Raw genomic sequence first — 19,704 nt, 5'->3', positions numbered from 1 at the left:
TGTAGCCTGGACTCAACGGAAGAGAGCCCCGCACGCCGAGGGTGAGCTTCGGAGATACGTGGCGAGCATGGCCCAGCCATCGCCCGCATCCTGCATCCGGGGAAAACCCGACTCACACGCCGTCGGGGCTCGTGGCCTGAGGCCGGTGGCAACGCCGGCTATTTCTTTGCGCGCGACTCGTCCGAGGTGACGAACCTTTCCCTTGAAGTCTTCTTTTCCGCGCGTCCACGTTTACTCGACGCGATAACGCTCGGCGAGGGTAGTGCATACTCGTCGAACTTGCAGCGCGAGATCATCGGTCGTGTCGACTTCGAGGTCAACGTGCGATGTTCCCGAGGCTGCCGCCGCGGCCTGCTGTTGGGCGAATAATTCGGGCCGCGCTTCCGAGAGACTTCCACCGGCCGCCGCACGCGCGCGGATACGCTCGAGGGCGATCTCGCGCGGACAAGTTGCCCGCACGCGGAAGATCGCTCCCCTGCCCTGCTCGGCGAGCTGTTCCACCTGCTCGATGGCCTCTCCGCCCAGGAAGGTGCCGTCGAGGACGAGCGACAGGCCGCGGTCGAGAGAAGCTCTCGCCCGCGCGATGAGCTCGCGATAGACGCGCATGCGCGCCTCGGGCGTGTAATGGCCCTCGCCAAAACCGGCCGGATGCTGGCTCTGGCCGAAGAGCTCGTGGCGGATCGCATCGGTGCTGAAGACCGCGGTGCCAAACTGCCGGGCGAGCGCCTCGGCGAGCGTCGATTTGCCTGTGCCCATCAGTCCACCGACCACGAGCAACAGGGGGCGCTCGGAGCGGTCGCGATAACTGTCGGCAAGCTCGAGATAAGAGATGGCCTCCTGCAGGGCCCGCTCGCGCTCGCTTCCCTGCGCCTGATCGGCTCGCAAGGCGTGGACCTTGGCCCGCACGGCGGCGCGATAGCTCTTGAAGAACGTCACGAGCCGCGCCGGAGGCTCGTCTCCGGTCGCCCGGCAGCACGAATCGAACAACCGCGCGCCCAGCGACGACGCGCCCAGCCGGTCGCACTCCATCGCCAGAAACGCTAACTCGTCGGCCGCGTCGAGCCGGCGAAATTCGTCGTTGAACTCGATGCAATCGATCGCCACGGGAGGCTCGAGCAGGTAGATGTGCTCGGGTCGGAGATCGCCGTGTCCGTCGATGATGCGCCCCTCGCGTACGCGCCGCTCGAGCAGCGCCGGCGCGAGCGCCAGACAGCGAAGCTGCGCCTGGTGGACGCGTTCGACGAGATCCTGCGGCAGGCCTCGCTCCTCGCGCGCCAGCTCGCGACGATTGGCGCGCACGTGAGACTCGATCGCCGCGCGGTACTCGCCCGCATCGACGGCCAGCCCGGGCGCTTGCCGGTAAAAGGTGGCCAGGCGTGCCGCCACCCGTTCGAGGTCGGCCTCGGAGACGTGCCCGTCGCGGATCAGGCAATCGAGCCGCTCTTCATCGGCCAGCCGCCGCATGCGCACGGCCCAGTCGACCGTGGGGCCAACTCCGGCGACGTGCAGGCTGCCCACGTCATCGCGCGTGATGGGGAGCACGTCGAGATAGACATCCCGGGCCAGGCGGCGATTCAAACGCAACTCGGCCTCGCAGGCCGCGCGACGCTTCTCGGCCGTGCTGTAATCGAGGAAGTCGAAGCGGACCGGCTTTTTCAGCTTGTACGCGAACTGCTCGGTGACGAAGACCCAGGAGATGTGCGTCTCGTGCAGGACGATCTCGCGCGGATGTTCGGCGTAGGCCTCGGGCCGGCTCAGTTGCTCGACAAGCGTGGGCGTGGCGTCGTGGTTCATGTCAACCGCCACCATGACGTATCGCGTGCGTGGCGGCAAGGGAGACCGCATGGCGCGTGCGGAATGAGGGCGTTCCTTGGTGCGGCATTCCTCTTCGGATCCCACACTCGCACTCATGTGGCACGTGACGCCACCGTCGGCCGCGGTTGCGATGGTCGACTACTTGGCTTTAGCCGCTTCGTCGACGCTGATCAAGCCGTCGCCATCGGTATCGAGCCGGTCGAACGCCGCGCGCTCGCCGAGGAACTCGCGGCGCGAAATATCGCCGTCCGAGTTGCGATCCATGGCCTGGAACCATGCCGGTCCCAGCGTGGGAGAAGCGGTGACCATCGAGGGGACCGCCGAGAACACGAGGAAACCGTTCAACTGGTTGTCCGAATCGGAAGCGCCGCCGACCTCGAGGCGGTAGCGGCGCGGCATGTCCTCGCGCTGAATCGAGCCATCGCGATCCCGATCCCACTGTTCGAGCATCGCTTTCAACTGGCGCAGCTCGCGCACGCTGAGACGTCCGTCGCCGTTGGCGTCGAGCAGTTGAAACAGGCTGCTGCCGTTGTCGCCAATGCGGACTTCGCTGCGGCTGGCGTTGGTTTCTTCAATTGCCTGGAAGTAGGCCAGCCATTCCTCTTCGAAGATCATCTTGTTGTTGTCGGTATCCACCTGGCTGAAGGCGTTCGTTCCCAGGTAATTGCGACTTTCCGCTTCGTCGAGATAGCCGTTGTTATCGCCGTCGGCCTGCTGGAAGATCTGCTTGCGCGCCTGCGACTGGTCTTGCCTGGAGTCTTTTTCGCTGGCGCGGATTTCGACTTCGCTCGTCGTCCAGCGCACCGTGAGCTGCCCTTTCGTCGCGGTCACCGTGGCCGAGGCGCCAGCCGCGGGCGAGGCCATGCCGTGGGGCGTGCAGAGCTCGACCGTGGGCGTATCCGATTTCTTCGCCTCGCAGCGCACGATCGCCTCGACCTCCGGCTGGAGCTGTGCGTACCAGGCGAGCAACTCCTCTTCGTCGAGTTGGGCGTTGCCGTTCGTGTCGACGCTGGCAAAGTGTTCCTCCGGGACTGGCCATTCCAGGGCGCTTAGCATGCCATCACCGCCGTCGCCAGTGGGACCGTTGTCGAAGGTCTTGATCAAACGCTGGATGAAACCGCGCGGCGACTCCTCAGGCAAGCGACCGAGCGCCGCCGGGCGATCGGGGGCTTGTGCCGCGCCGGCCGGCCGGACAATTCGCCGATTGAACGAGATCGGACTGACGTCGGGGTTCAACTCCATCACGTTGAACATCTCGTCGTCGTTGGCGTCGAGCTTGCGCAGGTGCCGGAGCGGATCGGCCACTTCGTCGAGCGTGAGACGCTCGTCCTGGTTCACGTCGAGCCGTTCTCCAATGCCCGACCAGGGCGTGGGACTGGCCACGGCATTGCCACCGTAAGGATTGTTCCCCACCGGGGTGGCGGTGAATTGCACGGCGGCACAAAACGGCCCCAGAAAGCCGATGAACTCGCTGAACGAGACACGATCGTCTTCCACCTCGGTGTCGAAGTCGAGCAGCCCGAACGGTTGCGACACGATTTGCCGCTCGACCTGTTGCCGCGCCGAGGCGAGTTGTGCCCAGGGCCCGCGCGCGAGCTCCCGATCGTCGAGGTCGCCGCTACGATCCTGATCGAGCCGTTCGAAGAGGCCCACCAGGTAGTCGCCCCAGCGGGCCTGGTAGCTCAGGTCGCCGCGGCGGATGTGGAGCCGGATGAGGTGCGCGCCATCGGGCACCAGGAAGAGCACGTCCTGAATGTCGTCGGTCTGCGCCACCGCGGGCGTTGCCGGCTCGCTCGCGTCGTCTGCCACGGCGGCGATGCTCGAGAACAACAGCAGCGCGGCGGCGAGCGCGGCCGCCACGCCGCATTGCTCGAAGTGGAGGGGGCGACTCATGCCAGGCACTCCCGCAAGGGTTTCGCCTCGGGATCGGCCAGGCGAATCGGCCGGCCAACGTTCGACATGTTCTGCTTCAGGGGATCGAGCCCCAGGGCCATCACGATCGTGGCGAGCAAGTCGACCACGGCGACCGGTCGATCCACGACTTCTTGCCCGTCGTCGCTCGTCCGACCGATCACCTGTCCTCCCGCGACGCCGCCACCGGCGAGCACGGCGCTCCAGGCGTTGGGAAAGTGATCGCGTCCGTTGCTGGAGTTGATCGTGGGCGTGCGGCCGAACTCCCCCATCCACACGATGAGGGTCGAATCGAGCAGGCCGCGCAGCTTGAGATCCTCGACGAGCGTGGCCCAACCGGCGTCGAGCAGTTCGGAGAGCCTGGCCACCGAGTCGAAATTGTTCTGGTGGGTGTCCCAGCCGAAGACCTGTTGGTCGGGCAGGCCGTTGAGCGAGACCTCGACAAAGGGTACGCCCCGTTCGACGAGACGCCGCGCCAGCAGGCAGCCTTGCCCGAACGGGTTGCGGCCGTAGGCGTCGCGCAGCGTAGCGGCTTCGTCCTGCAGGTCGAAGGCCTTGATCGCGGCGGAGCGCATCAGGCGATCGGCCCGCTCGTACGCCGCGCGGTGACCGGCAGTGACGAGCCCCGGCCGGCGCGACGCGAACGAGCTCTCCATGTCGTGTAGCATGGCCAGGCGCTGGTCGGCCTGGGAACGGGTGACGCCGCCGGCGAGGCTCAGGTTCGGCACGCGCAGGGCCTGATCCACGGCATCGTCGTTGGGACGCGCGACCGCCACGCCGTACGGATTGCCGACGACCAGCGGCGCGTGCTGCGGGCCAAGGAACCCCGGCGAGAAGGCCCCCGGACTGATGAAGGGATTCATGCCCACCGAGACGCAGTTGGGCAGTTCGGAATCTTCGAGCCCCATCTCTTTGCCCAGCAGGCAGCCAAGTGACGGGTAGAGGACGGGGCCGCCGGGAAGATAGCCCGTGTGCATCTGGAAGGTGGCCCGGGTGTGGTCCCCTTCTTTCGTGTTCATCGAACGGATAATGGCGAGTTCCTTCGCCTGCCGGGCGATCTTGGGCAGGTGTTCGCTGACGCGAATGCCCGGCACGGCGGTATCGATCCCCTGGAAGGGTCCGCCATTCTTGTGGCCGGTCTTCAGATCGAAGGTGTCGGTCTGACTGGGGCCCCCCGACATCCAGAGCAAGATGCACGAGCGATGGCGGGCCGGATCCTCCGCGCCCCGCGCCGCCAGCGAACCGAACCAGGGAGCCGCGGTGGCGCCCACGGCACCGGCGGCCGCCATGCGCAACAGATCGCGGCGCGAAAGCTGCCCGGCGAGGGCCTGTCCGCGCGAAAGTTTACCTGGCATCGTTCTGCTCCTTGCGATGAAAGACGCGCGATCTAGTGATTGGTGAGGAACTCGCTGCTGTTCAACAATGCCCACAGCACGTCGCTCAGGCGCGCGTCGCGCTGCTGCTTGTCAGCCGAATCGATGTAGGTGGTGTAACGCTCCAACTCGTCGGCGCGCGGAGGACGCGTGACCGTGGCGAGGTAGAGCAGCTCGAGCCGATCGCGCGTCGTCAGTCCGGGAAAGGCGAGCACGGAGGTCATGAGCCGGGTCGTGGCCCCCTGCATGCTCCGCGGCCGGTCACCCGTGTAGACGGCGTTCTTGCCGGTCTGCGTGGCGCCGGCGACCAATTCGCCGTTCATCAGCGTCAGCGCCTGAATGATCGAGGTCTGGGCCTCGGTCAGATCGTCGCTGCCGCGTGTGAACGTATCGAGAAAGGTCATCCGCGAAACATCGGTTACGAACGGCGACTGCACGTTGGGATTGTGGTATAGCACGGCCTCGTCGAAGCTGGCCAGCAACCGTTCGGCGTCGAGGGCCCGCACCGGCATCACCGCGAACAGGCGGGGATCGGCCTGTCGCTCGTCGCTCACCAGACTCGAACGCTGATAGGCGCGCGTCGAGACCAGGGCCCGCATCATGTACGACAGGTTGAAGTCGTGCGCGACGAACTCGCGCGCGAGCAGCTCGAGTAACTCGGGATGGCTGGGTGGATTGTCGGCCGAAAAGTCATCCACCGGATCGACCAGGCCATGGCCGAAGAAGTGGGCCCAGAGACGATTCATCGTGGCCTTGGCAAAGTAGGGATTCTCGCGCGAGGTGACCCATTTGGCCAACGTCGTCCGCGACGATTCCTTTTCTGCCCATTCGGGCGATTTGCCGTCGAGAAACAACGCCGGCACGACCGTCTCCGTTCCGACGATGGTGATCTCGTGCCGGTCCGGCTCCTCGACGATGACCGAGAAGGGCTGGTCGGGCTGTTGTTTCTTGACCCCCGAGAAGAAGCCGGCCAGCGACCAGAACTGCTCGCGCTTCCAGTTGTCGAAGGGATGGTCGTGGCACTGGGCGCACTCGATCTGCACCCCCAGGAAAAGACGCGCGGCGCTGGCGGCCAGGTTCTCGGGCTTGGCGTCCTTGGCGATGTAGAACGCCAGGGGAGAGACTTCGTAGAAATCAAAATCGCCGCGATTGCCGTCGGCGCCGGGCAGTTCGTACGAGATCAATGCTCGCACGAGCTCGTCGTAGGGCATTTCGGCCAGGAACTGCTGTCGCAGCCAGCTCTCGAGGCTGGGGGCCATGAAACGCAACTGCTGGTTCGCGTCCATCTCGGGCAGCAGCAACCGTCGCCAGACGCGAGCGAGATTCGTCGCGTGGGCGGGTTCCGTCAGCACTCGGTCGACCAGTTGCTCGCGGCTGCTATAGAACGGGTTCGACAAAAACTCGCGCGCGGTCGAGACGGGAGGAATGCGCCCGGCGAGATCGAGGTACACCCGGCGTAAAAACTCCGCGTCGGTGGCAAACTCGCCCGGGGGAACTTCCGCTTCGGCCAAATGCCGGTCGAGTTCCGCATCGATGCGGCCAGCTAGAATGCGAATCTCGTTCCAATCGCTCGACGGCGGGCGGTCGGCGCCCCAGACGGACGCTGAGAAGCCGCAGACTTCCAGCATTACCGCTACGAGCACGATCGATGCCATACGGCTCCGCATGGGAAGCCTCCTCGAATTCGGTGCCTCACTACTGGTCCGCCGCTTCCTCGGTGGCCGGTTCCGCCGGGTCTTCTTCGGCGGTTTGCACGGCGACGTCATCAATGCGCAGCATGCGAGGCAACTCGTCGCGCACGACCTTTTCTTCCAGGAAGAGAATCGATCCGTCTGCCATCAAGACGTGAAAGCCCAGGGCATGCCATCCCCCCAGCGGATCGCGGGGGTGGCCATCTTCGCGGAGCGGGATGTCCTCGGGCCTGGTCCAGGGCACATGCCGCATCGATTCCACGAGGAGAATCGTGTTGTTCGTTCCATCCTTGACCTGCGAGATCTTGGTGCCGCCGAACTCGGGAAACATCGTATGCGGACCGACCACCGCATAGAGGGCCGCTTCGGTCGAAGATGCGCCGACGACGTCTGGCGCCGGTCCGGCGTAAACCTTGGGCATCCTGGCGAGCAGCGTCCGGTTATGCTCGCTGTCCCAAGGCTCGTCGAGGTGAAACTCGCCGTAAAGCGCCTTTTCTTCCTCGCCCAGGTAAGGCAACAATGCCACGCGCCAGCTCAAAAGCGGGGTGCCCTGCTCGTCGCAGATCGCCTGGGGGGGGAAGAAGCCCCGAGCGGAATGATGCTGGTGCATGGCGATCCCCACGCGCTGCAGGGGCTTCACCGATCGCGCGCGGCGCTCGACGAGCGCGGGGGAATTCAGCACGCCCGCGGGCAGCTCGCGCAAGGCAGGATCGGGGGACTCGGCGAACAGGGCCTCGGCCGGCACGCCGCCCATGCCGGCGAATTGTCCCACCGATTGGATCACCATCGGCATGACGGCGGCCATCTTCATTTCCAGTTGCACGCCGACGGCGGCATGCGAGGCCTGTTGCTCGATGCGAATCGACTCGAACATTTTTTCGGCGAGCCTGGCGTATCGTTCGCGGCTGGCGGCGTCGCTTCCGGCGGCGCGCTGGAGCTGCGAATCGAGCAGTTGCTTGCGATTCGAGCGGACGAGGGCCACGAGCGCCTTGATCGACTCGGTCCCTTTCTTGGCCGCTTTCTCGTCGGCAAAGGCGAGCGCGGCGTCGAGCCGGCATTGCTCGCGATCGCTGGCGATGAGCGAGATCGCCGTGGCCTTCTCGAGCAGCGACTTGGCCAGCGAGCCGATCAACCGTTGATCCCCCAGACCGGCGGCGATTTTTTCGAATTCGCCGCGCACGTACTCGGCATCGGCGGCGATGGCCAGCGCGGCCGCGGGCACCTGCTGGATCGTCTCTTTCCACGGCGGCGCTTCTTGATTTCGATGCGCGTCGATAGCCCGTTTCAGATCGTAGTCCTCGGCCACGACGTACGTCCGTTCATCGACCGGCCAGAAGCGGAGCGAGGGCTCTCCCGAGATCGCGTAAAACACCGTCTCGCCGTAACGCTGCTCCTCGAGCTTGACCGGGTAATTCTGGAGCTTCTGCTCCCAGTCGATGGGAGACTTCGTGCGAAAGACGTTCAACTCGAAGATCAGATTCGTCCCGTTGCCGTCCCTCGCGGGACGTTGCGGATCGGCTTTCAAGCGGACGAACGTGATTTGTTCCAACTGACGGATCGAAACCGGATTGGTCAGACCGGTCCGCAGCGCATTGATATTGGCGTCGGCAATTTTGAGGCCTTCGCGCCCGAGCAGCAGATGTGGCCGTACCGCCACCATCATCGCGGCGTCGGCCGGTTGAACGTCGAGGGCCAGCGGACCCAACGCCGCCGCCGAGTCTGACGAAGGGTCCGACTTGGTGGGTGCGGCCGGATCCGCGGCGCGAACGATTCCCCCCAGGGCAGCCAGCAAGATCAAGCTGCAGAAAAAGCAGCGCGGGCTGCGGCGCTGTTCGGCCCACGGATTGGACATCGCTGCCTCTCCCGCTCTGGTCCAAAGGACGAAGGCCGCTACAGGCCATTCGCCCGAGGTGCTCGTTATCAACCGTCCCCACGGCTTGTTCGCCGAGCGACCGTCATCATAGGGAACAAAAGAAACCGTTGCACGGAAAAACTTGTCGTGGTTTGCTGCCGCATCCTCGACAATGCGAATGGTCCTCGCTGCACGGGCGCAGCATCGCGGCGTGGAGTTTCTCTGTTCCCCAGAGAGGACGCCGGCCATGGTGCCTGCGTCCCGCACCGCGGAGAAATAATTAGCGTGGCCAGAGTTTTACTAAGGCCTCGGCATCGCGGCCGTAATGTTGTTTGAGGGCCTCGTCGAATTTCTGTCCCCCGCGCAGCGAGGCGAGGAGTGCCCGATAGCGTTCGGGGCTGGTCAACAGAAACTTCACGAAGCCGTAGCTGAGCGGATCGACTTCGGCCGGCACGACATTGCCGGTCAGGAAGGCCTGGGGATTGGTCAGTTTGGCGCGCGCGGCTCGGGCGGCCTCGTCGAGGGCGGCCCGATCGGCGCCGCGTGGTTCGAGCTGCGCCGCCAATGCCAAGGCCGAACCGCGCGCAAACCAGGCGGGCACCTCGGCCAAATGCTCGAGATACGCGCCGATCAGCTCGCGCGTGAGCAGCCCCGACGCCCGTGCCGGGTCGGCCTCGCGCGGCAGCACGAGACACGAATAGGCATCGAGGATGTCGTAGCGCCAGTGGGCATCTTCCGTCGCTTCGGCCTCGCGCCCCTCGACCATCTGGGCAAACTCTCCATAGTCGAAACGGCGCGCCAGAACAAAAAAGGTCAACCGTCCGCGAATCAACGGTTCGCCCGTGGGCAGATTGACGTACTTGGCGAATCGCGTGGCTGAGGCCTCTGCCAGATCGGCCAGTGGCGCTAACTCGGCGGCGGGGCGATCCCCCACGAAGAGAAACTGCGGCGTTTCGTGCTGCGCCGGCTTTTCGTCGGGAATGGCCAAGTGCCATTTCTTCCTGGCGTAATCGACACGTTCGGCGGAGAGTTCCTCGTGCGACATCTGGCTCGTGCGATAGATCTCGGCGATTTCGTCCGTGGGTCGACGTGGATCGAGACCGTCGAAGGTGGCCCCTTCGTTAATCCAGGTGACGAACCTGGCAATGGTCTCCTCGGGCAGGGCCGGGCGGCGGAGCGGCATGCGTTCGCGCTCCGGGGCGCGCAGCTTCTGGATCAGCAGACTTTCATCGGCTTTGCCCGGTACGAGCAGAGCCCCCGTGTTCCCCCCCCGCAACAGGCTGTTGAAGTCGTCGAGGTTCAGATTCGCCGAGGCTTGGTTGCCGCCGTGGCAACCGATGCATTGAGCCACCAGCACCGGCGCGATATCGCGCGAGAAAAGAACCGTTTCGTTTCCTTTCGGCCGGGCCACCATCAGGGCATCGGTCATGGCTGGCATGGCCGAGCCCGCCGGCACGAGCCGATCGAGCGGGGTGTTGGGATTGTCGCCATCGAAACGGGCTCCCCCCTTGATCCATGCTTCGAGCGTGGCGAGCTCTTCGGACGGGACGCGACCGCCGCCGCGCGGCATGTCGCCCGAGCGAATCGATTCGACGAGCCGGCTCGATTCGCTGTCTCCCGCGACAACGACGGGTGAGCCATCGGCTCCCTGTCCGATCGCCGCGTAGCTCGACATGCTCAGTCCGCCGCGGGTGCGTCTCACGTGACATGCCCCGCAGCGGGCGAGCAGGATGGGCGCAACCTCTTTCGAGAAGCTGGGACCGGCCGGCATGCCGCTGCGGCCGAGCTTCTCGCCGAGCAGCTTTTCCATGCCGGCGAGACGCTTTTCAAGGGGAGCGGCCAGGCCGCGCGTCTCGCGCTCGTCCCCCGAGGCGGCGAGTTTCTTGAGCTCGTCGCGGGCCGTGGAGAGGGTCTTGGTCGCAGCGTCGAGGTCTTTGACGCGAATCTGGCGGTTGGCCTCGCGCAGCAGGTCCTGGATCTCTTTGGCCGCGGCCTTTTGCTCGGGCGTGACCGCCGCGCGGGCCGTGTCGGTCATCAGGGACCACGCGCCCGCCAGCGCAAGAACTGCCAGGAAATACCGCCAGGAGCGCATGCCTCTTTCCTTCTCTGTTTAGCTGCGATCGAGGGGCTCTGTTCCACAGGCGCGAGAAGGCGGCCCGGCGGACCGCGATTCAAGAACGCCCTCAGACCGCTGCGATCTTACGCCGATTATAGCCGAGCGCGGCGAGGAACACGCAATCCGTGCCGAGAGAAAGGGGGTAGACGCCCGAAACCGGCCGATCAGCGAAGGCGGGGCGCATGGTGGCGGCGCACGATCTGGCGGTCGGCGCGAGGACGGCCCGGCCACTGGTAGCCGTAGCGCACGGCGAACCACTCGGCGAAACGCTCACGGTCCGTGTAACCGCGATTGCGATGATCGAGCAGGTGCCCGAGCTCGTGGATCAAGATGTTGTTCAGGTAGAAGTCTCGGATCGCCTCTTCGGTCCAGAGGAGACTCCAGGCCGAACCGCCGGTGTTGACCCAGCGTCCGCCGTACATCTCGGCCTCGACCACCTGGCTTGGCTTGGGGGGCCAGTTGTAGTTTTCGGTGAGGCTCTCTTCCATCGGATAGAGATAGATCGTCGCGCCCCACTGCATGCCATAGCAGGGAAAGCTTTGCTTCTTGCGCGTCATGCGGCTCAGTTGCAGAAACTGCAGCGGACGCAGCAACTCGCTGGGCAGCTCGGCGAGCCGGGCGATCACTTCCTCGCGCGTGACGACATGGCGGTAGCCGGCGCCCGGTTTCTGGACGATGACGCTGTACGAATTGCTTTCCTCGGCCGGTTCGTGCCAATCTTCGGGAGGCAGGAACGGCAAGCGCGCATCGGCGGGCCCGACGCGAGCGCGACTATTGCGCGGCACGGCGTGTCCATGCGATTTTGAACGCGCCGAGGCGTTCATCTGTCGCATGTGGACCACGCGGCTGCCGAGTCGTACTTTGGCGTTGCGAGCCATCGAGGCGCGAACCAGGAACTGGGGGAACAAGGGGAAGCGTACGTGCTTCGGACCAGCGAATCACTCCTCGAGAAGGGCCGATCGGGCCGAGGAGGCGCTCCGTCTGGATACGTGTGTCCAAAGCAAAGGGCTGCCGGCCTTCCAGCCGACAATGCCATCCTAGGGAGCCCCCGGGCCGTAAAACAAGTGAACATCGCAAGTGCCTATTTGGCAGCACATTACGACAGTCAAATGGGGACTTACGTCGAGGGTGTCCAGCGGTAAAAAAGCCTGGAAAACAAGGCCTCCCGCGCCTGGAGAGCCTGGAGACGACAGGTGTCGTCACTCGGCCGCTTCGTTTCCCGCCAGGCGTCGCTCCCCCCGGCGCGCGGCGCGATATTATCTACTATTGTGGTACACGATAGAAAACGGCGCGCGATCAGCGAGCGCTTGGCGTCTGGGCCAGCTCGCGCCGCGTGGCCCGCACGCGGTCTTGCACGATGGCCGGCAGCTTCGAACCGAGCAGATTCGCGCCGTCGAACCAACCGTGCGGTTCGGAGAAGACCAGGTGCCACTCGGCCAGCAGCGCGCCGGGTGGTTCGCTCAGCTCGGTAAGCTGCACGTAGCCCCCCACGCCGCCGTAGGGCTGCCAGTCCCCCGTGGGCTCGAGCCGCCCCGCGGCATCGCGCTCGAGTGCTCGCCAGCGGTTGGGAAAGTCGGCGTCGCGCGCAAAACGGGGATCGAGCTCGAGCGCGGCGACGAGCGATTTGCCCGCGCGGCTCCAAGCGGAGCGCACGGTGCCCTCGATCTCGACCTTCTTGAGCAAGGTGAAGCTGCCGTGGGCGAACTCTTCGCGCCGCTCGTCCTTCGGCGGCAGCTCGATGCCGCGCGCCGCGAGGGCCGCTTCGTCGAGCGCGCTCCCCTGGCCGCCGACGTCTTCGTTTGGTTCTTCCGCGTGCAGGAGTCGCGACGGCACGTCCCCCTGGGCGAGCTCGTCGAGGCTGCCGTAGGCGATGAAGTAGACGTCCACGCGGCGCGCGGGGGCCTCGCCGTCGAGAAGCTCGACGTGCAGGATCTGCGGCGCGACCGCCGACTTGCGAGAGAACTGCTGAAACGAATAGGAAGGCTTCACGAGCTCGCCGATGGCCGCTTTCGCTGCGGTGGCATCGGCGCCGGCGGACAGCAGAGGGGGCGTGAGCGAAATCGCCTTGCCGGGCGAGATCTGGACCCCCTCGTCCCGCAGCCGGGCATAGAGGGGATTGTTGGTCTCGTGCGATTGCCCGGTGGTCAGGGTGGCCAGGGCCAGAATCAGGGAAGAGATCATGAGCGGGGTTCTTGGGGGTTCAAGCGATCTTCGGCCAGGCGGCCGTCGCGCATCCGCAGCACGCGCTGGGCGCGAGCAGCCACCTCGTCGCTGTGCGTGACCACCACCAGCGTCATCCGGCCCTCGCGGTGCAGGCGGTCGAAGAGCTGCAAGATCTCCTCGCCGGTGCGCGAATCGAGGTTGCCGGTCGGCTCGTCCGCCAGGAGCAGCCGCGGACCGTTCGCCAGCGAGCGGGCGATGGCCACGCGCTGTCGTTCGCCCACGGAGAGCTGAGCCGGTCGATGCCCTGCCCGATGCGCCATGTTCACCTGCTCGAGCAACTCCAAGGCCCGCTGCTCGCGCTGCCGGGCCGAGAGCGTCCCCTCGAACATCGGGATCTGCACGTTCTGCAGCGATGTGAGCGTGGGGAGCAGAAAGAAGCTCTGAAAGACGAAACCGATCTCGCGCGAGCGAAACCGGTCGAGATGGCGCAACGTGGACAAGGGTTGGTCGTCGAAGTAGACCTCGCCCGAGGTCGGTCGGTCGAGCGCCCCCAGCAGGTTGAGCAGGGTCGACTTGCCGCTGCCGCTGGGACCCATGATGGCCACGTATTCTCCCGCCGCGATAGAGACGTTCACATCGGCCAGCGCATGGACGTTGCCGTTGGGATAGTCCTTCGACAGGCGTTCCGCGCGCAAGAGCGGCGTCGGGCCGGGCGCGCGTCCGTCTGGTCGCGGCGCGCTAGCAGTCGAGTCGTGCGGCGGCGTGGCGGTCGTCGGTTCAGTCATGGGCGAGTCCTTCCGTGGGAAGCAGCCGCGCGGCGCGTATGGACGGATAAAGGGCCCCCACCAAGCCGACGAGCGTGGCCATGCCCAGTCCCTGCAGCATGACAACGGGAGCGATGCGCCCCTCGATAAAACCGCTCACGGCGGGCAAGGTCGCCAGCCAGCGCGTCGCGAGGATAGCGCCGATCGTGCCCAACACGGCGCCGCTCAGGCTGAGGATCAGGCATTCGCTGACGATCATCTGCACCACGCGGAGCTTGCGCCAGCCGATGGCCCGGAGAATGCTGATCTCGCGGATGCGCTCGACCACCGACATGAGCATCGTGTTCAGCACGCCGATCGTGCCGACGCTGATGGCGATGACCGACGTCATCCAGGCCATCGAGTGGATCATGCGGATGTGCATGGCGCTCGAGACGTATTCGCGCGTCGGCAGGGCCGAGATCCCCAGCGGCTGGCCATCGGCATTCTTGAGCGCGTTGATGTCGTCGCACAAGCGATCGACCGAATGGTCCTCGCGCTGCGTTAGATCGGTGATGACCGAGTAGCCGGTCACGGCGCCTTCGCGGGCCATGAGCCGTTGCGCTTCGGCCAGCGGGATCGTCACGCCGCCGTTCTCGAACACGCTAAAGCTGCGGTAGATGCCCACGATATCGAAGGCCTCGCCCTGCAGGGTGATTTTCTCGCCCACCTGGAGGCCCAGCGTATCGGCCAGCGTCTTGCCCAGCACGGCGACGTGAGATTCCCCCGCTTCGTAGGGGCGCCCTGCTACGAACTCGAGTCCTTCGAACAGCACGGTGTCTGGTTCCCAGCCCTGCAGCAACACGCTGATGACGTTCTTGTTCTGGGGATAGTCGATCAGCTCGACGAGCCCCGGCGCGGCGTCTTTCACGCCGGGTACCTGGCGAATGCGCTCGCCGACGCTCATGTCGAGCTCGCTATTGAGCTGATCGAGGACCCCCGCCTGGACGACGACGATCTCGACGCCCCGCGCGCCGAACGAATCTGCGGTCGACTGTTCGAAGCCGTGCGAGATGCCCAGCAGTGCCACGGTCGTGCCAATGGCGACCGCCACGCCGCCGATGGTCAGCAGCGACCGGGCGAATCGCCGCAGCAGATTGTGACAGATGAAGGTGGCAAACCACATGGGTGAGGATCCGGAGCTCGTTGAGCGTTAACGTTCTTGTGCCAGGGGCGAGTTCTGTCGAGCGGCCAACGCGTCGAGATGTTTCGCCACGCGGGCCACGAATTCGGCAGGGCTTTCGAGCAGCGCCAGATGCTTGGCGCCAGGCACGAAATCGACCGTGCAGTCGGCCACGTGTGCGGCCAGGTAACGGCAGGTGGCCTGAAACGGGGAATGCTCGTCGTACAGCGCGACGACCGGCACTTGCAACTCGGCCAGGCGCTCGGCGGTGAGGCCCGCCGCAGTGAACGTGTCGCGTGCCGCCGAAGTCGCCGCCAGCGGAGCGAGTTGCGCCAGCCAACGTATGGCAGGCGGGCCCAGCCGCGTTTCGATGATCGTCCGTTGCTCGGAGGTTAGGTTGGCCACCGCCGTCAACAAGCGAGAGAAGTCGACGCGCTGGCCGACGTCGAGCCCCGCCTCGTCGAGCACCTCGGCCAGTCCGCGCCACACCTCGACCCGTTCCATCTCGGGCTCGAGCTCGGCCAGGCCGGGGAAATAGGAATCGCAGAGGATGAGGCCCGCCACTCGCGTGGGCTCGAGCGAGGCCAGATGGGCCGCCACCACGCCGCCGAAACTGTGTCCCACCAGGTAGGCGGGGCCCAGCTCCAGGGCGTCGCACAGTCGGGCCAGGTCGCCCGCCATCTCGCGCGAGGTGTAGCCCGCGGGCGGGGCATCGCTGGCGCCGTGGCCGCGCAGGTCGTACGTAGTGACGCGAAAGCGGTTGGCCAGGGCGGGCACGATGCCGCTGAAGAGCCACATCGCCAGGTTGCTCGTGAAGCCATGCAGCAGCACGACGTCGGGACCGCTGCCCGACTGCTGGTAATGGAACTTCAGACCATCGAGCGCCACGTGCGGCATGCAATCAGCATCCTTGGGGTGCCGTGCTGTCGGACGTCGCCAGGTGCCGCTCGAGGAAGGCCACGATCTGGCCGACCGTCAGGTCCTGCTCGCCGGTGGCGTTCACCACCGCGAGCAATTCGTGAAACGGCAGCGAACCACCGAAGTGCTTTTCGAGCATCTCGCCCAGCACGACGGCATCGATCGAGCGAAAGCCCAGATCGCCGAAGAAGCGCGTCTCGGGCGTGATGGCTTCCGGGTACTCGCGGCCGGGAAAGTTTTGCAGCAGGGTCACGACGTCCGTCGAAATCTGTTCCGAGGTCCAATCACTCATGGGGCAATCTCCGGGCAGCAGGCGGCCGCCACAATCAAGTCTCCTTCGCGCGCCGTACGTACGGCAAGGGGTGAATGCAAGCGATGTCCCACGCGGGACGCCAGCGCATCGGCCGGCTCGAATTCCAGGATACCACGGTGGTGGTCGAAGCGCTGGGGCACGAGCCGCGCGAGTTCTTCGGCCCGTTGCGGACCGAGTGCCCGCCGCAAGGCCTGCCGGGCGACGGCCAGTCGGGCTGCCGCTTCATCCGGCGCGATGCCCGCCCCTTCGAACAGCAGCAACTCGCTGGCAGAGGACGCGCCGGCCTCGTCCACCGAGAATTCGTCGAGCCGCACGAGCGCCGCCCCCGGGCGACCGTCGAGCGAGGCGATTCCGACCATGGCTCGTCTCGTGCAGGCGAAATCGATGCGCGGGAAGCCCACCGGTCGCTCGTTGCTGCGCAGCGTGGCGCCGACGCTTCCGTCCGGTTCGGCTTCGATCTCGATATCGGACGGATAGAGGCGTTCGCCGCATTGATGGCGCCACAAGATGCGCGCCGCGTCTTTGGCGGCTACACGCCCGAAGAGCCAGCCGGCGCGCTGGTCGTCTTCCTTGACGGCGCGGAACGCCGCCTGCTCGACGGGGCTCAACGTCACGCGCACCGCCGCGGCGAGCATGCCCGGTTGGACCAGGTCGTCGCTCGGCTCGAGCAGCACGGCCCAGGAACGGGTCTCGGCCGGGGCGGTCTCCGCCGGCGTGGGGGGCGCGGCGATCGGCCAGTCGCGGCTGATGAAGTATTCGTCCTTGGGCCCGTGGAAATTCACCTTGTCGACCGGCAGATAGAAGCGCCAGCACTTGACGCCGGTGAAGCGGCACCAGAGGCGTCCCTCGGGGGTGAAAACGTCGCCGTCGTGCGTGAAGCGCCGCGCCGAGGCATGCGCGATCCAGGTGCGGACCTTGAGCTCCGTACCGGCGGCGGGAGGGGGCGAGAAGAACTCGATCTTTCCCAACTCGTAGGGCAGCAGCACGCGCCCGGCCTGGTCGGGTTGTTCCAAGTGCCAGCCTGCCGCCGGGTGCATCGCCACGTCGATCGTCACCGGGTCGAGCAGAAAGCCAGGTTCGCGGCGCGACGCGAACAGGTTGTCGCGCGGCTGGATCTGGATCGTCGCTTCGATCCCCTCGTCGCCGAAGCCGTTGAGTTGCGTCACACCCTGGAAACGCGGCCCGTGGAACAAACCGCGGTAGAGCTCGTAGAGGCCGATCGTATTCGGTCGCGCACTGGTGAAGGCCGCCGGCTTGGGGGCCGGAGGAATGGGGTAGCGTTGCGCCAGCAGGACGCGTCCCAGGGCGGCCACCGCGCCCCGTTTGGCGGAGCCGTTGTTCGCTTCTTCCACGCCGGCATCGGGGCCCAGATCGCGCACCTCGACTCTCACGGAGACCTGCTCGGCCGGCACGTCGGGACGCTGCTCGATGCTGGCCTTCACCTCGACCGTGCTGATGGGATCGTCGAGCGCCAGCCAGCGAATCAGGGTGACGTCGTTTACCGAGATCGGCGCGTGTCCCGGTACGAGCCGCGCCGCCACTTCGGCCATCATCTCGAGCGTGAAGGTCATCGGCATGACCGGCAGGCCGTGTTGATTGGGATCGACCTTGCTCACCTCGCGCCCGCCGACGGTGTGGTCCTCGGCGTAGAGATCTTCGCTCAAGTCCAGCCGCCGCCGCATGACGATCCGCTCGCCCGCCACGTGCTCGACGATTTCAGAGACGAGCGGACCGGGCACGCTCAACAGATCGTGTGGAATCTCGCACGGCGCGGCGACGGTCGCGGGAACGGACCCGGGCGTTGCCACGGGTTCCGAGGGAATGGTGGGCACGGCAGCGAGCGGAGTGATTTCCGGCGGTGTCCGCCAAAGCTGCGGCGCCAAGCGATTCGTGCGCACCCCGCGCCGCCGCGCGAGAAACTGCTCGGTGATGGCCTGCTGATCGGCCAGAAACTGCTCGGAGAGCGCCAGGTGCCGCTGCATCACCTCGGCACGTCCGCCGCGCGTCTCGGCGCCAGGAAATTGGTTCATCGGGGCCAACGTCGGTTCGGCGACGGCGAGCGGGAGAGGCAATTCGGTCGCCGCCGGGGCGTTCGATTCCTGGGGAATGGTGAAACGAGCTGGCATAGGTTCGATCGGCGTCGTGTTCGATGGCTCGCAGGTCGGCTGCGTCGCGCGCGAGGGATGAAGATAGGCGAGACGCACCGGCACGCCGTGTACGAACAATTGCGCCACCAGGTGCAACAATTGCGTCATGCCTCCGCGACGCTGCACGTCGGCCGGTACGGCGAGGAACTCGCGCCCGCGGAGGGTGTCCTCGACAAACGAGCTGAGGTTGCCGCGCGGTCCGGCCTCGACGAAGATGCGCACGCCGGCGGCATACAGGTTCTCGATGGCGTCGATGAACCGCACCGGCGAGGCCCAATGGGCCAGTGCCAGCGAGCGGATCGCGGCCGGATCGGCGGGAAAGGGCTGGCCCGTGGTGGCCGAGTACACGGGGCGGCTGGGAGCGCTGAAACGAACCCCGGCGAACATGTCGGCCAAAGGGCCCAAGAGCGGCTCGAACAACGGCGTGTGATAGGGCCGCGCCAGCGAGAGCCGCTCGTACATCGTCTTGCGCGACTGCAGCGCGGCTTCGACCGCGGCCATCGGCGCCGGCGGACCGACAAGCACCGTCTGGTGCGGGCAGTTCTCCATGGCCACGTGGACCAGTTCGATCTGCGGCGTGCCCGCGCTCGTCAACTGGGCGAGCAAATCGGCGGCTGCGCGCGGCGCGATCCCGGCGGCCAACAATACGCCGGCATGGGCGTCGCTGGCGTCTTCCTGCTCGCGCAGCGTACGGAGCATGCCGGTAATCGGCGACTCATCGTCGCGATCGAAGACCCCTGCCGCGCGCAAAGCAGCCAGTTCGCCGGCGCTGTGTCCCAAGACGACATCGGGCTCGACGCCCAGGCCCTCGAGCACCTGGTGAATACCCCAATCGGCGGCCAGCACGCTCAGCATGGCGTTGTCGAGCGAGCGAAGTTCATTGTCGAGGGCTGCGCGCTCGGCAGTCGCGATGTCTGTCGGCACGTCGATGAAGCGACTGATGGGGCGCTCCTGCGTCTGCGAAATCGCCAGGCGTTCGTCGCACCAGGTGAAGCAATCGCGTACCACGTCGAATTGGTGAACCAGCTCGCCGAGCATGCCGAGATACTGCGCCCCTTCGCCCGGGAAGAGAAAGGCGAGCTTGCCCCGTGGCGCGAGGGGCCGATCGGTGAAGTACAACCCCGTGACATCCTGGATCTGATGGCAATCGGCATCAGCCAACCGTCCGCGTGCCCGTTCGAGCCGCTTGAGCAGGTCGTCTCGCTGGCCGGCGATGATCGCCAGCCGCAGCGACGGGGGATCAAGCGGAGCGCTGGCGAGCGCCCCGGCCAGTTCGGACAGATCGAGCGCCGGCTGGGCAGCGACCTGCTGCTGACAGTGCTCGATCGCGGCGATCAGTCGAGCGCGATCGGGCGCGGCGAAGACGAACAATTCGTTCACCGTGGCCTGTATCGCCGTGGCTTGCGCCGTGCTGCGTGGCGAAGCCTGCGGCGCAGGTCCGTCGGCGACCGATCCGGCGTGTGGTGGTGGGGTCATGGC

13 protein-coding genes are annotated in these 19,704 nt (G+C 66.1%); all 13 read right to left on the bottom strand.

The window, feature by feature from the left end:
• Window positions 1-231 precede the first annotated feature (231 nt).
• The 13 genes from KF708_12055 to KF708_11995 all read right to left on the bottom strand — a co-directional run bounded on the left by KF708_12055 (window position 232) and on the right by KF708_11995 (window position 19,701).
• Entirely contained in the window at window positions 232-1,794 is a 1,563-nt protein-coding gene (locus KF708_12055) for an AAA family ATPase (protein ID MBX3413413.1), read from the bottom strand.
• A gap of 159 nt (window positions 1,795-1,953) precedes the next feature.
• The gene (locus tag KF708_12050; protein ID MBX3413412.1) at window positions 1,954-3,708 is read right to left on the bottom strand and encodes a hypothetical protein; all 1,755 of its coding nucleotides are present in this window, start codon (window positions 3,706-3,708) and stop codon (window positions 1,954-1,956) included.
• Window positions 3,705-5,081, bottom strand: a complete 1,377-nt coding sequence (locus KF708_12045; GenBank protein MBX3413411.1) for a DUF1501 domain-containing protein — start codon at window positions 5,079-5,081, stop codon at window positions 3,705-3,707. The genes KF708_12050 and KF708_12045 overlap by 4 nt, the downstream gene beginning before the upstream one ends.
• Window positions 5,082-5,113: 32 nt before the next feature.
• Window positions 5,114-6,766, bottom strand: coding sequence for a DUF1553 domain-containing protein (locus KF708_12040; GenBank protein MBX3413410.1), 1,653 nt, complete (start codon window positions 6,764-6,766; stop codon window positions 5,114-5,116).
• A gap of 28 nt (window positions 6,767-6,794) precedes the next feature.
• The gene (locus KF708_12035; GenBank protein ID MBX3413409.1) at window positions 6,795-8,642 is read right to left on the bottom strand and encodes a DUF1559 domain-containing protein; all 1,848 of its coding nucleotides are present in this window, start codon (window positions 8,640-8,642) and stop codon (window positions 6,795-6,797) included.
• 280 nt (window positions 8,643-8,922) lie between these two features.
• A complete protein-coding gene (locus tag KF708_12030) occupies window positions 8,923-10,734 on the bottom strand; it encodes a hypothetical protein (GenBank protein MBX3413408.1) in 1,812 nt (603 codons plus the stop codon).
• Window positions 10,735-10,922: 188 nt separating this feature from the next.
• Window positions 10,923-11,636, bottom strand: coding sequence for a hypothetical protein (locus KF708_12025; protein ID MBX3413407.1), 714 nt, complete (start codon window positions 11,634-11,636; stop codon window positions 10,923-10,925).
• 418 nt (window positions 11,637-12,054) lie between these two features.
• Window positions 12,055-12,939: a hypothetical protein gene (locus KF708_12020; GenBank protein ID MBX3413406.1), complete on the bottom strand. Its 885-nt coding sequence runs from the start codon at window positions 12,937-12,939 to the stop codon at window positions 12,055-12,057.
• Window positions 12,936-13,706 carry an ABC transporter ATP-binding protein gene (locus KF708_12015; protein ID MBX3413405.1) on the bottom strand — a complete coding sequence of 257 codons (771 nt, stop codon included), beginning with the start codon at window positions 13,704-13,706 and terminating at the stop codon, window positions 12,936-12,938. The genes KF708_12020 and KF708_12015 overlap by 4 nt, the downstream gene beginning before the upstream one ends.
• A complete protein-coding gene (locus tag KF708_12010) occupies window positions 13,699-14,850 on the bottom strand; it encodes an ABC transporter permease (protein ID MBX3413404.1) in 1,152 nt (383 codons plus the stop codon). Before KF708_12010 ends, KF708_12015 begins: the two co-directional genes overlap by 8 nt.
• Before the next feature lie 27 nt (window positions 14,851-14,877).
• Window positions 14,878-15,744, bottom strand: coding sequence for an alpha/beta hydrolase (locus tag KF708_12005; protein ID MBX3413403.1), 867 nt, complete (start codon window positions 15,742-15,744; stop codon window positions 14,878-14,880).
• A 4-nt stretch (window positions 15,745-15,748) separates the two neighbouring features.
• Window positions 15,749-16,057, bottom strand: a complete 309-nt coding sequence (locus KF708_12000) for an acyl carrier protein (protein ID MBX3413402.1) — start codon at window positions 16,055-16,057, stop codon at window positions 15,749-15,751.
• Window positions 16,054-19,701, bottom strand: a complete 3,648-nt coding sequence (locus KF708_11995; protein ID MBX3413401.1) for a polyketide synthase dehydratase domain-containing protein — start codon at window positions 19,699-19,701, stop codon at window positions 16,054-16,056. The genes KF708_12000 and KF708_11995 overlap by 4 nt, the downstream gene beginning before the upstream one ends.
• Window positions 19,702-19,704 lie beyond the last annotated feature (3 nt).

The sequence above is a fragment of the Pirellulales bacterium genome, assembly GCA_019636335.1.
GTDB lineage: Bacteria > Planctomycetota > Planctomycetia > Pirellulales > JAEUIK01 > JAHBXR01.
This window is presented reverse-complemented; position numbering and strand designations above follow the sequence as displayed.